Consider the following 12888-nt stretch of genomic DNA (forward strand, 5'->3'; position numbering starts at 1 on the left):
TTATTTTTCGTTATCTTTGTTTTCCGAAGCTGTGAAAAGGGAATGGGGTGGATTAGGGTTCGGAGCCGATTTGGCGGCAGCAAATTTTCCGAAAAGGCGCTGCGCCAGACGGGAAGGAGTGCAGGTTTGAGGAGCAAACCGGCAATGCATTTGCATTGGGACATTGCTATTCCGAATTTTATTGCTTTCTTGCATGATGAACATGTAACCCACTTGTGAATGAAGCGAAAAATAGGAACAGTATTATTGACGGTATGCGTCACCGCAGCAGCATATGCCCAAAGCCCGCCGTCGGCAACAGATCGGACGCGGAATGCAAAAACAGCGGCGCGTATCGAACGTCATCGCCTCGCCTCGAAAGAGAATAATCTCTTTGTGACGGGCGCGTCGGGAATCACGGCGCATAATCAGGTGACTGTCGGCGTGAAGGTGGAGTACAGCCGCCAATTGAAAGGAAATTTTTATTGGGGCGTGGATTTTTCGGCCCGGTGGCATCTGGGGAGTTTGATGAGCTACGATTGGAGCGGCCACGGATCTGACCCTTACCGCAATACGGTTGCGCAGGATATTTATAAACTGGATGCAATGGCCTATTATCGGCTGCCGGTGGTGAAAAGCAGGCTTTTTCTGCGTTTCGGAGCCGGAGTTGGGGCGGGATACCACCGGATACTAAAGCATGTAGACAACGATCTTGACAAGGATAGGGTATTGCCTTTCTTCAATGTCGAATGTGCGTGGATTCTGCGGGTGACGAAGGGGTTTGAACTGAAATTTTCGCCGACGATCCTGTTTGTGCCTTCGGAATTCTCGGTGTCGCCCGTCGAACTCGGTGCGCCGACCGATGTGACGCCCTGGCTTACGGATGCCGGGTTTTCGCTGACGTGCGGCTGGCGGTTCTGATGTATTAGGAAGTAACAATATAGTATGAAAATCATTGCAGACAGCGGATCGACCAAATGCACGTGGCTCGTGACCGACGGCGTGCATACCTCGGAATACCGGACGCGGGGAATCAATGCCGTGCAGCATTCCCCGGAGCAAATACGCGAAGCGCTTGCCGAACTGCCGCCGTGCGGCCCCGTCGAGGCCGTCCATTTCTACGGTGCCGGGTGCGGGCGTACCTTCCCCGAAGCGACGGGGAAGATGGTGCGGGAACTCCGCGCGCATTTCGGCACGGGGCGGATCGAGGCCGAGACCGACCTGCTGGGGGCTGCCCGGGCGTTGTTCGGCCGCGGCGAAGGCGTGGCCTGCATTCTCGGCACGGGCTCCAATTCGTGCTGGTGCCGGGGCGGCGAAATCGTGGAAAACGTCCCACCGCTGGGGTATGTCCTCGGCGACGAGGGCAGCGGTGCGGCGCTGGGACGCAACCTGGTGAACGGTATTTTCAAAGGGCATATCCCCCTGCGGGAGGAGTTCCTCGCGGCGCATGGGCTGACCTATGAGGAGATCATCCGCCGGGTCTACCGCGAGCCGTATGCCAACCGTTTCCTGGCGTCGTTCGCGCCGTTCGTACATGCGTACCTGGATTGCCCCGAGGTGCGGGCTATGGTGGCGGAAACCTTCGCCGATTTCGCCCAACGCAACCTGAGCCGCTATCCCGTGCATCTGACGGTCGCCTGCATCGGCGGCGTTGCCGCCGCATTCGAGGGGCTGCTGCGCGAGGTGCTCGCACAAGGGGGGTACCGGGTCGGCCGGATCGCCGCATCACCTGCCGAAGGACTTATCAAATACCATTATGGAAAATAGAATAACCGAACAGGCTTCGGCCTACGATAATTTACAGCGGATGTCGGTGCACGACATCCTGACGGGCATCAACCGCGAAGACGCATGCGTCCACGAGGCCGTGGCCAAGACCATCCCCGTGATGGAACGGCTCGTGGAGCGGGTCGTCGAACGCATGGAGCGCGGCGGGAGGATGTTTTACATCGGGGCCGGTACGAGCGGGAGGCTGGGTGTGACGGACGCCTCGGAGCTTCCCCCGACCTATGGCGTGCCCTTCGACAGGGTCATCGGCCTGATCGCCGGCGGCGACGGTGCACTGCGGCGTGCCGTGGAGAATGCCGAGGACGATACCGCAGGGGCTTGGCGCGACATGGCGCCCTACCATCCCACGGCGGACGATGTCCTGGTCGGGATCGCCGCGTCGGGTACCACCCCCTATGTGGTCGGCGGCCTGCGCATGGCGCGGGAGCACGGCCTGTTGACCGCCTCCATTACCTGCAATCCCTCGTCGCCCGTGGCGGCCGAGGCGGAATATGCGCTCGAAGCGGTCGTGGGGCCGGAGTTCGTGACGGGGTCGACCCGCATGAAGGCGGGCACGGCACAGAAGCTGATGCTCAACATGCTGTCGACGGCCGTGATGATCCGCCTGGGGCGTGTCGAGGGCAACCGCATGGTCAACATGCAGTTGACGAACGACAAACTCGTGGGGCGCGGCACGCGCATGGTGGCCGAGGCTTCGGGGCTTTCCGAGGCGCAGGCACGGGCGTTGCTGCTGCAATACGGGTCGGTGAAAAAGGCGTTGGAGCATGCACCGAAGCCTGAGTGAGTATATCGCCCTGCTGGAGCGCGAGGGCGAACTCGTCCGCATAGCGGCTCCGGTGTCGCCGGTGGAGGAGATCGCCGAGATAACCGACCGGGTTTCGAAAATGCCCGGCGGCGGCAAGGCGTTGCTGTTCGAAAATACCGGCACGGAGTTTCCCGTGCTGACCAACATGTTCGGTTCCGCACGCCGCATGGCGCTGGCGCTGGGCGTCGGGTCGCTCGGCGAACTCTCGGAACGGGTCGACGGATTGCTGCGGCAGGCCATGGCGCCGCGCCCGTCGTTCGCGGACAAGCTGCGGGCGTTGCCGCTGCTGGCCGGGATGTCCCGCTGGTTCCCGCGTACGGTGTCGGGGCGGGGCGAATGCCAGCAGGTCGTGTGGACGGGTGCCGAGGCGTCGCTCGCGGCGCTTCCGATCCTGAAGTGCTGGCCGGCCGACGGCGGGCGTTTCGTAACCCTGCCGATGGTGAACACGGTCGATCCCCAGACGGGCGTGCGCAACGTCGGCATGTACCGTATGCAGCTCTTCGACGACCGTACGACAGGCATGCACTGGCATATCCACAAGACGGGGGCCCGGCATTACGATGCCTGGAAACGCTCGGGGCGGCGGATGCCCGTGTCGGTGGCGCTGGGCGGCGATCCGGCCTATACCTATGCCGCGACGGCGCCGATGCCCGACAATATGGACGAATACCTGCTGGCCGGGTTCCTGCGCCGCCGTCCCGTGAAACTCGTGAAGTGCGTCACCAACGATATTTATGTCCCGGCCGACTGCGATTTCGTGATCGAGGGTTATGTCGACCCTGCCGAGGAAAAGGCTGTCGAAGGCCCCTTCGGCGACCATACGGGGTTCTATTCGCTCGAAGACCGTTATCCGCTTTTCCACGTCACGGCCCTCACGCGGCGGCGCGATGCGGTATACCCGGCCACGGTCGTGGGGATTCCCCCGCAGGAGGATGCCTGGATCGCGCAGGCTACGGAGCGGATATTCCTGGCGCCGATACGCATGGCCCTGCAACCCGAAATCCGCGACATGACGATGCCCGAGGCCGGAACGGCGCATAACATCGCCGTCGTTTCGATTGACAGCCGCTATGCCGGACAGGCCGTGAAGGTCGCCCAGTCGCTGTGGGGCGCCGGGCAGATGATGTTCAACAAATACATGCTCGTCGTCCCGGCCGCGACCGACGTGCGCGATACGGATGCATTGGCGCGGCTCGTGCGCAACCTCGACCCGCTGCGCGACATAGTCCGCAGCGAGGGGATTCTCGATGTCCTCGACCACGCGACGGCAACGCCGGGCTTCGGCGGAAAAATTGCATTGAATGCTACGGCCCACGGTGCCGGGGGCGGGTGCGCGAATCCGCAGGAGCCTGCAACGCGTGTGCCTGCCGATCCCCCACGGGGTGTCGAGGGCGTGCGTCCCGCAGCGGATGACGCAATATCCGGGGCTTGTGACGGGCAGGCGGACGGCGGGCAGCCCCTCCCTCCGGCCGGCTACCGCTCCGACCTGCTCGAAAAATGGGGCGTGGCGGTCGCATTCGCCGCACCGGACGCCGAAGTGCCGGTTCCGCCGGGGGTGAAATACCTCGCCGTGTTCGACCCGGCGGCATCGGAACTCACGGCTGCCGAACTTTTGTGGCTCGCTGCGGCCAATACCGATCCGCGGCGTGATGTGCGGACGGAAGGTGCAGCGTTGGTGATCGATGCCCGGAGCAAACGCCCCGGGGCGGGGGAGAACCCCGGCCGTTTCCCGAACGTCGTGACCGCGTCGGAAGCGACTGTCGCTTTGGTCGACCGCCGCTGGCCGGAATATGGCTTGGGGGCGTTTGTCGGTTCGCCGTCGCGGCGTTACCGCCGCCTGCTGCTCTCCGACGGGGCGCAGTGGCGTTGAGGGGGGGGGCTGACGGGTACCGTAGCCCATTTCGTGCCGCCGGGGTTGTTTTCAGGGCATCCTGCCGGGGGATGACCGGTGATAAATAGTTTCTGCATATGGCAAAATTTTTTTCAGACCGTGAAATCCGCGCCGTGGCGGTATTCCTGCCGCTGGCGGGATTGCTTATAGGCGGCATCGTGCTCCTGCGCCCGAAGGCCGATCCCGAAGCGGCTTTTGTGGCCGGGATGGAGATGGAAGGACGGGCCGATTCGGTCGACCTGCGGCCGTTCGACCCCAATACCGTGGACTACGACGGACTTCGGCGGCTGGGCTTGTCGAAGCACGAAGCCGTGAGCCTGCTGAAATACCGTGCTGCGGGGAAGATCTTCCGTATCCCGGAGGATGTGACGCTTTGCTACGGTATCAGCGATTCGCTCTACCGCCGCCTGGCTCCCTATATCCGTATCGGGCGCAAATACGCCATCGCGCCCCGGCAGTATCGCACGGGGCGTGTCGTGCCCGAGCCCATGCCGCCCTCGCGGTTTCGCATCGACACTGTGGGGGCGCGTTACCTGCGGGCCATCGGGGCGTTGTCCAAGCGGCAGGCCGAGGCCTTCATCCGCTGGCGCGACCTGAGCGGGATCTACGACATGGAGGAGTTGCGCGCCTGCTATGTCGTGAGCGATTCGGTGGCTGCGGCGCTCGAACCCTATATTATCTTTCCCGAGCGCGGAGCTGCGCCGGTCGACGAACCCGTGGAGATCAATACGGCCGATTCCGCGACGCTGCGCGGTGTGGTGGGGATCGGAGCGCGGACGGTTGTGTCGATCATGAACTACCGCGCGAGGCTCGGCGGATTTGTCCGTCTGGAGCAACTCGCAGAGGTTCCGGGAGTCACGGAACGCAATTATGAGAAAATTTTGAAACAAATTTGCTGCGATAGTTGTGAAATTCGGAAAATTGATATTAACTTTGCAACCCCGAAAGTCCTTAGGCGGCATCCGTATATTCCGCCGCAGAAGCTTCGGAAATTACTTAAAACAAGACAGTTGAAAGGAGGTTGGAGTACCGCTGAGGAATTGGTTGAAGACAACATATTGACCCGCGAAGAGGCAGCACGGCTGGCTCCTTACCTGCGGTTCGGTACCCGAAGCGGGGCTGACGATACGGACAACGACACGATATGGGGCGAGGTATCAGGTGATGCGAACCCCGGAGGAATTTAAGTAAACGACGATATTAAAAAAACAAAAAAAAGAATACTACTATGATTATCATGCCGGTAAAAGAGGGCGAAAACATCGAACGCGCCCTGAAGAAGTTCAAACGTAAATACGAGCGCACGGGCGTCCTGAAGGAACTCCGCCGCCGCCAATATTTCACCAAGCCTTCGATCGCCAAGCGCGAGGCGATGCAGCACGCTGTTTACGTAGAGCACATGTACCGCGACGAGGATTAATCCCGTTGGTATCCATATGCCCCGGCTGAAATAGCCGGGGCTTTTTGTTTTCCTCTTCATTTCCCGACCTTTCTTTTCCACCCCTCTGACCTTGCCGAGCCCTTCCACGCTTGCCGGTCTGTATAATCATCTTTTCCAATCTCTCCCTGCCTTTTCCCGGCTCCTCTCTCTTCTTCCCCTGCTTCTTTCCGCTCCTTCCCCTGCCGGTATTTTCGCGGCATTTTGTGTGAAACTAAAAAATATAGTTGAAAAACTATCTAAAATAGTTGCAGGTGAAGTTTTTTTAGTTACCTTTGTTTCCGTAAGCCCGGCCGGCCGATCGGAGCAGGGCGGATAACAGAAACCAAAACCGGTATGATGGAAAAACTGACACGCAGGGAAGAGGAACTGATGCGCTGCTTCTGGGAGCACGGCCCGCTTTTCGTACGCGAGCTCGTGGCGCTCGCCACCGAACCCAAGCCCCATTTCAATACGCTTTCGACCATGGTGCGCGCCCTCGAAGCCAAGGGGTATGTCGCCCACAATACCTTCGGGAGTACCTACCAGTATTATCCGGTGGTGACCGAGGAGGAATTTTCGCGCCGCACGCTGGGCGGGGTCATCCGCAAATATTTCGAGAACTCCTACCTCGGGGCCGTTTCCGCCTTGGTCGAGGAGGAAAAAATCTCGGTCGACGAACTGCGCGAGCTGATCGACCGTATCGAAACCCAAAACCGTCGTTAGCCATGTACACACTGATGCTGTACAGCCTGAAGGTCGGCGCCTGCCTGGCGGTGTTCTACCTTTTCTTCAAATTGCTGCTGAGCCGCGAGACCTTCCACCGCCTGAACCGGATCGTGGTGCTGGCGGCGATGGTGTTGTCGTTCGTGTTGCCGCTGTGTGTCATTACGGTCTATCGCGAACTCCCGGCCATGCCGGAACTCCCGGTGACGGAGGATGCGGGCTACGCCCCGTCCGCGGAGCCGGAATCCCAACCTTTCCCGTGGGATAAGGCGGCGACGGCCGCTTTCCTTGCGGGAGCCGCCGCTGCGTTGTTATGGACGCTCGGGTCGGTATGCGGCGTATTGCACATGATCCGCCGGGGGCACAGGGAGCGATTGCGCGACGGTTCCGTGCTCGTACGCACCGACCAGCCGGTCGTACCGTTCAGCTGGTACCGGTATATCGTGATGTCGGAAAAGGATCTGGCCGAGAACGGCGAGGCGATCGTGCTGCATGAGAAGGCCCACCTGAGGCTGCGCCACTCGTTCGACCTGTTGGTGACCGACCTTGCGGGGTGCCTGCAATGGTTCAACCCTGCAATGTGGCTCCTGCGCCGTGAGTTGCGCGCCATCCATGAATACGAAGCCGACGAGGCGGTGCTGGACAGCGGCGTCGATGCCCGGCAATACCAATTGTTATTAATAAGGAAAGCTGCCGGCGGGAGGTGGTACTCAGTCGCCAACAGCTTTAATCACAGTAAACTTAAAAACCGTATTACCATGATGTTACGTAAAAGATCGTCGCGGTGGGCAGGGGCCAGGGTGCTTTTCCTGCTGCCGTTGACGGGGCTTGCCCTCGGGGCGTTCGCCCGCACCGCCTATGTTTTTCCTGATGACAAAGGTAAAAAAGAAAATGTTTCGATCCGCATCGAAGGGACGAATTTTTACTCTTCAGACGGAAAATCCGGCAAGCCGCTTTTCGTGGTCGACGGCCTCGAGGTGGCGTCGATAGATACACTGTCGCCTGACCGGATCGCTTCGGTGACGGTACTCAAGGATGCTTCGGCAGAAGCCCTGTACGGTGAGAAAGGCAGGAACGGCGTAGTGGTCGTTTCGACGAAGGATGCCGCCGGCGGTGCGCGGGATTACCCGGTCGACGCCGAGGACGGCTCTGCCAAGGTCGTGGTGCGCGGTTCCGGGAAGATGTCGGATGTCAGGGTGGTCGGCAGTTCTACGGTGCCCGCAGGTAAGGCCGGGATCGACGCCGGTGCGAAAACCCGCGGACGTGTCGTGTCCGTTACCGGCAGCGACGGGAAGAAGACTGTCGTCAGCCAGAGCCGGGTGACCGTCACCGACGACGGGGGCGTGACCGTCATGAAGACGCAACCGGACGCGGTGCAGGTTGACGGACTGTCGCCGGGGCAGGCGACCCAGGCCGCGGAAGCCGGGTTCAAAGCCGCAGAGGAAGGGATGAAGGCTGCCCGTGCCGGACTGGAGGCTGCCCGCGAATATATGTCGGGCGAGGAGTGGAAAAAGGCTCAGGCCGAACTCGACAAGGCACAGAAGGAACTCTCCTCGGCACGCAGGCTGTCTGCCGCGCAACTCGCAGCCGTCCGTGAGCAGGAGGAGGCCGTGCGCAAGTATATGGCCAGCGACGAGTGGAAAGAGGCGCAGAAGCAGATACAGGAGGCGCAGGCGCATTTGGCCGACCCCCGGGTACAGGCTGCCCTGGCGAAAGCTGCCGAGGCCGGGTCGACGGCAGCCGGCGTCGAGATCCGTCGCAAGGTCGCCGAACATATGGAGCAGACAGAGGATGCCGGTACGCTGAAGAGCAGTACGATCGTGATCCGCGGATCGGGCAAGTCGCCGTTTGAAAAGGGGGAGGAACCCCTTGTCGTGATCGACGGCAAGGTGTTTAAGGATACCAAAAAACTGGAGGGGCTTGATCCCGGACGGATCGAGAACATATCCGTACTCAAGGATGCCTCGGCGGTCGAGAAATACGGCAGGAAAGCCCGCAACGGCGTCATCGAGATTACGACCAGGAAAAAATAAGCAGGCCATAAGTATAAAAAGTTCGTGCCCGGGACGGTTCTGCCGCCCCGGGTTTTTTCGTCGGCCATGCGATACGGGCGTGAAACTTGCAGAATTAGGATGGAAAAAGTTATCTTTGCATGTAAAATACAAAACAGAAGCTATGAAACGCCTGCTATTTTTTCTTACGGTCGCAACGCTCGTTTCATGCGGCCGGACATTCGAGCAGCGCACGGCCAAATATGCTGAGGTCGGATCCGTGAACGATAACCGTGCTGCGGTGCTCGACATCAACGAGGGGGTCGGCCGTTGGGGGTATGTCGACGGGACGGGACGGCTGGTCATCGAATGCCGTTATGCCGATGCCCGGAGTTTCGACGACGGACTGGCCGCCGTGCAGGAGCCCGAAGGGCTGTGGGGCTATATAGATACCGCAGGCCGGGCGGTCGTGGCGCCGCAATTTACGGTGGCCGGGGCGTTCGACGACGGCATGGCCTGGGTTCAGTCCGGCGAGCTCTGGGGCCGTATCGACAAAACGGGGAAAACCGTCATTCCCTGCCTTTATTCCGAGATCGGTGAACCCGATGAACGTGGCTGGATGCGTGTCCTGCGCGACGGTAAATGGGGCGTCCTGCGCCAAGACGGCGAGGTGGTAGTCCCCTGTGCCTATAACCTGATCGGCGAGCCGAACGCCTACGGGCTGATCCCCGTGACGAGCGACGGCAAACATGGCTTCCTCGGCGCCGACGGGCGCGAAGTGCTGCCTTGTTTCTTCTCCTATATTTCCGATTTCAAGGACGGCTATGCCCGGACGAACTACGGCGGCAGCATGGTGCTGCGCGACGAGCCCTACGGCGGTCAGTGGGGACTTATCGACACGCTGGGGCACGAGACGATCCCGTGCCGCTACTACTACCTCGACACCCCGGGCGAGGGGCTCGCTGCGTTCAGGCTGGAACAGTTCGGCAATTACGGGTATGTCGATGTCAAGGGGAATGTGGCTATTTCGCCCCGTTTCTCCGTGGCGCGGCCCTTCTCGGGCGGGGTGGCCGTGGTGAGCTACAACAATGTCAATTTCGGGCTTGTCGACCGCAACGGCGGTGAAGTCAGCTCGTTCCGCTATAAACGCATCGGCAGGTTCAACGACGGGCTGGCGCCTTTCAATACCGACCTCTACGGCATGAATTTCCAGGGTATGGAGCCCCGTTGCGGCTATATCGACACCGAGGGACGCGAAGTGATACCGGCCAAGTGGGACGATGCCGCCGAGTTCAGCGAGATGCGTGCCGCCGTGATGCGCTTCGGTACCAATGCCGAAGATTTCTACGATGCCCGCTGGGGCTATATCGCCACGAACGGTCAGCTGGTCGTGCCGCTCAAGTACCACGAGGCCTATCCGTTCAGCTGCGGGCTGGCGCGTGTCTTCATCAAGGGGCTCGGGTACGGGTATATCGACCGGCAGGGGAACGAAGTCGTTCCCTGCAAGTACCAGGAGGCCGAAGATTTCCACGATTTCAGAGCCAAGGTCAAACAATACGACCGGGTGCTGACGATCGACGAGACGGGACAGATCGTCGAGCAATGACGCTCCCCGGGCGGGGAATGGCGAAAACGGGGGCCGTGGCCTCCGTTTTTTCATGCCTGCGGCTTTCGCTTGCGGGCCTGTTGCGGCGCGTTGCGCTTACTTGAACCCTACGATCTCAGGGCGGGTGGGGCGGTAGCGGTACTGTTCGACGCGCGTGGCGTTCGACAGGCGGAAATATTCGCTCTCGACCAACCCGCGTTTGCCGAAGGCGATTCCCAGGCGGATCTGCACCGTGTTGAATACGAGCCGCTCGTTGCGGAGCCGTACACCCACTCCGAACGAGGTGAAAAAATCGTTTTTGAAAATGTTAGGCGAATAGCCGATCAGTCCGAAGTCTGCGAACCCGAATACCGCGATGCGGAACCCGAGGGGCTGGTAGGGGGTGAAGACCACCGTTTCCGTGTTGAGGATCATGCGGTTGGTTCCGGTGACGTACTCTTTGAGCGCCTGCAACCCGTTGTCGTGGGTGAAGCGGATCATTTCGTCGCTGCCTTCGCCCCGGTTCCAGCCTTGCGTGTAGTTGAACGCCAGGAACTGGCGGATGCGGCTGCGCCGGAACAGAAACAGGTTCGAGAACCACTTCAGGTCTACGTCGACGGCACTGTGGCGCCACATACCGCTTTTGAGGTCGATGTAGCTTCCCAGCGTAAAGCCGCCCATGATATAGCCCATCCCCCGGAAGCCGCCTGTCTGGTAAGACATGCCGAGGTACATCTCGTCGTTGAACTCGCCCCACGAATAGCCGCTCACCAGCTCGGCTTTGTAACCCGTCGCCAGATACTCGCGGGTACCGAATCCGTAGACCATGTTCGCCGTGTAGAATTTTTCCCGGTAGAGCCCCCCGCCGAAGAGCATGGCGTCGTGGTCGTGCAGCGCGGGGTTGTAGTCGGCCGTGACGGGCGGGCGGCGGCTGAACCGGGCATAGCTGTAACGGCCCGTCAGGAAGACGCTCGATTTGATGGAGCGGATGTAGTGCGACTTGCCGCCCCATACGTCGAGGTTGCGGACTTTCACGAGCAGCGAGGTGTCGAGGTCTACCATGTAGCGTTTCGATTTTATGTCGCTGTACGTGAGGCCGATCTCGTAGTCCGTCGGCCGGATGAACTCCTTGCGCAGCCCGAGGTTCAGTTCCGAGTTGTAGAAGTCGCGGCCGGCTGAGAAGTCGGCCGTGTAGAATGTTCCCAGCACGTTGGGGATTTTGTATTCCACGATGTTGCCTCCGTAGGAGAAATCCCTGCGGCTGAAATTGGTCTTGAGTTTCAGGGTGTTGCCCGTGCCGAAAATGTTGGCGTCCGAAAGCCCGACCATGGTGCGCCCTTCGCCGTGTATGCCTGCGTCGATGCTGATCGTCCAGCTGTCGCGCGTGCGGATGACCATGTTCACGCGCGTCGAATCGAGCGAGTCGGGTACGACGATCACCTCGGTATCGGAGATGTAGGGGCGCGAACGCAGCAGTTGCTTGTTGCGCACGACCAGCTGGGGATCGAACTTGTCGCCCGGCTTGAACAGCAGGTCGCGCCGGATAACCCGTTCGCGGGTCAGCATGTGGGTTTTGTTGCCTGCGCGCTCGAACCAGTTGCCGCATGAGTCGAACGGCATCATGCGCTCGATGGTGATGTCGCCTACGGTTTTCCCGGCGTAAGGTTCCAGCAGCCTGCTTTCGTCCAATACGCGCCCGTTCATCGTCGTATCGAGTACGGGTTTGACGAAGAGCATCCTGTAAAGCATGCGCGGAACTGCGCGGCGGTTGGTTTTGGATTGTATGCTGTCGTAAAGGCGCTGGTTGCGCTCCGAGGTCGCCGTGTTCAGGCTGTCGGGGGAGAATCCGCCGGGGGAAACCCTGTCCGGCGCCCGCATGCCGGGATTGACCGTGCGGGCGAAACAGACGCTTTGCGCAGCGAGGAGGGTCAGCACGAGTATGCAAATCCGGCGATACATATCGTCAAAGATAACGTATTTTTTGATGAAAAAGTGCGCCTGAACCTGCTAAAATACAGTTTCTGGCCCGTAGGAGTTACCCTTGGCAAAAAACGGGAGGTTTCGGGTGCCGGTCTGCCCTGCCGTTGAGACTGACAATGCACCTGCTAAGGCAGCTGTCATTGCGGCTGTTGTGAAGACTGTCGATCCAGCAGCCGTTGCGGCTGACATAGCGGCTGCCTGTCGGCGGGCATGTGCCGGGACAGACGGCCGGGCCCGAATAAAAAAGACGACCCCGAAAGTCGTCTTTTTTCTGTCATATCCGGATTGCAGGTTTACCTGCGCCCCTCTTTGGCTTCGATGCACTCGGTGGCATGCGGCACTTTCATCAGCCGCTCCTTGGGGATGAGCTTGCCGGTCGTCTTGCAGATGCCGTAGGTCTTATTTTCGATGCGCACGAGGGCCATCTCCAGGTTCCGTATGAATTTCATCTGGTGTGCCGCCAGACGTCCGCTCTCCTCTTTCGAGAGGGTCGCTGCGCCCTCTTCGAGGACTTTGAACGTCGGGGAGGTATCCTCCGTGTCGTTATCGGCCGTGTGGGTGATAGTGGCGCGCAGCAGCTCATAGTCCGCGCGCGCATTCTCAAGCTTTTTCAGGATGAGCTGCTTGAACTCCTCGAGTTCGGCGTCGCTGTATCTGGTTCTTTCGTCTGCCATAGTCGTCTTCTCCTTGTTGGTTTTATGTAAAATTAAACAATTTTTCCGTAAA

At 60.2% G+C, this 12888-nt stretch carries 11 protein-coding genes; 9 read left to right on the forward strand and 2 right to left on the reverse strand.

What is annotated here, in order from left to right; translation table 11 throughout:
* Positions 1 to 219: 219 nt before the first annotated feature.
* The 9 genes from DW189_RS00280 (at position 220) to DW189_RS00320 (ending at position 10203) form a co-directional block, all read left to right on the forward strand.
* Positions 220 to 900, forward strand: coding sequence for a hypothetical protein (locus tag DW189_RS00280; RefSeq protein ID WP_055204597.1), 681 nt, complete (start codon positions 220 to 222; stop codon positions 898 to 900).
* A gap of 24 nt (positions 901 to 924) precedes the next feature.
* A complete protein-coding gene (locus DW189_RS00285; RefSeq protein WP_117506473.1) occupies positions 925 to 1746 on the forward strand; it encodes an ATPase in 822 nt (273 codons plus the stop codon).
* A complete protein-coding gene (gene murQ, locus DW189_RS00290; protein WP_117506846.1) occupies positions 1736 to 2551 on the forward strand; it encodes an N-acetylmuramic acid 6-phosphate etherase in 816 nt (271 codons plus the stop codon). Before DW189_RS00285 ends, murQ begins: the two co-directional genes overlap by 11 nt.
* Positions 2532 to 4442, forward strand: coding sequence for a menaquinone biosynthesis decarboxylase (locus DW189_RS00295; RefSeq protein WP_117506474.1), 1911 nt, complete (start codon positions 2532 to 2534; stop codon positions 4440 to 4442). Before murQ ends, DW189_RS00295 begins: the two co-directional genes overlap by 20 nt.
* A gap of 98 nt (positions 4443 to 4540) precedes the next feature.
* Positions 4541 to 5650, forward strand: a complete 1110-nt coding sequence (locus tag DW189_RS00300; protein ID WP_117506475.1) for a helix-hairpin-helix domain-containing protein — start codon at positions 4541 to 4543, stop codon at positions 5648 to 5650.
* 41 nt (positions 5651 to 5691) lie between these two features.
* Positions 5692 to 5883 (forward strand): 30S ribosomal protein S21, encoded by a 192-nt coding sequence (gene rpsU / locus DW189_RS00305; RefSeq protein WP_018695187.1) that lies wholly within the window; start codon positions 5692 to 5694, stop codon positions 5881 to 5883.
* 357 nt (positions 5884 to 6240) lie between these two features.
* On the forward strand, positions 6241 to 6606 hold the full coding sequence (locus tag DW189_RS00310; protein WP_117506847.1) for a BlaI/MecI/CopY family transcriptional regulator: 366 nt from the start codon (positions 6241 to 6243) through the stop codon (positions 6604 to 6606).
* A 2-nt stretch (positions 6607 to 6608) separates the two neighbouring features.
* Complete coding sequence (locus tag DW189_RS00315; protein ID WP_117506476.1) at positions 6609 to 8639, forward strand: M56 family metallopeptidase; 2031 nt, start codon at positions 6609 to 6611, stop codon at positions 8637 to 8639.
* 142 nt (positions 8640 to 8781) lie between these two features.
* On the forward strand, positions 8782 to 10203 hold the full coding sequence (locus DW189_RS00320; RefSeq protein WP_117506477.1) for a WG repeat-containing protein: 1422 nt from the start codon (positions 8782 to 8784) through the stop codon (positions 10201 to 10203).
* A gap of 96 nt (positions 10204 to 10299) precedes the next feature.
* Here DW189_RS00320 and DW189_RS00325 read toward each other — a convergent pair whose 3' ends face one another.
* The gene (locus tag DW189_RS00325; protein WP_117506478.1) at positions 10300 to 12141 is read right to left on the reverse strand and encodes a hypothetical protein; all 1842 of its coding nucleotides are present in this window, start codon (positions 12139 to 12141) and stop codon (positions 10300 to 10302) included.
* A 314-nt stretch (positions 12142 to 12455) separates the two neighbouring features.
* Complete coding sequence (locus DW189_RS00330; protein ID WP_009598700.1) at positions 12456 to 12836, reverse strand: TraR/DksA family transcriptional regulator; 381 nt, start codon at positions 12834 to 12836, stop codon at positions 12456 to 12458.
* Positions 12837 to 12888 lie beyond the last annotated feature (52 nt).

Source organism: Alistipes sp. AM16-43, assembly GCF_003435745.1.
Taxonomy (GTDB): domain Bacteria; phylum Bacteroidota; class Bacteroidia; order Bacteroidales; family Rikenellaceae; genus Alistipes; species Alistipes onderdonkii.

Coding starts and splice junctions, on each gene's coding strand:
- DW189_RS00280 (WP_055204597.1), top strand. CDS start 220: ATGAAGCGAAAAATAGGAACAGTATTATTGACGGTATGCGTCACCGCA.
- DW189_RS00285 (WP_117506473.1), top strand. CDS start 925: ATGAAAATCATTGCAGACAGCGGATCGACCAAATGCACGTGGCTCGTG.
- murQ (WP_117506846.1), top strand. CDS start 1,736: ATGGAAAATAGAATAACCGAACAGGCTTCGGCCTACGATAATTTACAG.
- DW189_RS00295 (WP_117506474.1), top strand. CDS start 2,532: ATGCACCGAAGCCTGAGTGAGTATATCGCCCTGCTGGAGCGCGAGGGC.
- DW189_RS00300 (WP_117506475.1), top strand. CDS start 4,541: ATGGCAAAATTTTTTTCAGACCGTGAAATCCGCGCCGTGGCGGTATTC.
- rpsU (WP_018695187.1), top strand. CDS start 5,692: ATGATTATCATGCCGGTAAAAGAGGGCGAAAACATCGAACGCGCCCTG.
- DW189_RS00310 (WP_117506847.1), top strand. CDS start 6,241: ATGGAAAAACTGACACGCAGGGAAGAGGAACTGATGCGCTGCTTCTGG.
- DW189_RS00315 (WP_117506476.1), top strand. CDS start 6,609: ATGTACACACTGATGCTGTACAGCCTGAAGGTCGGCGCCTGCCTGGCG.
- DW189_RS00320 (WP_117506477.1), top strand. CDS start 8,782: ATGAAACGCCTGCTATTTTTTCTTACGGTCGCAACGCTCGTTTCATGC.
- DW189_RS00325 (WP_117506478.1), bottom strand. CDS start 12,141: ATGTATCGCCGGATTTGCATACTCGTGCTGACCCTCCTCGCTGCGCAA.
- DW189_RS00330 (WP_009598700.1), bottom strand. CDS start 12,836: ATGGCAGACGAAAGAACCAGATACAGCGACGCCGAACTCGAGGAGTTC.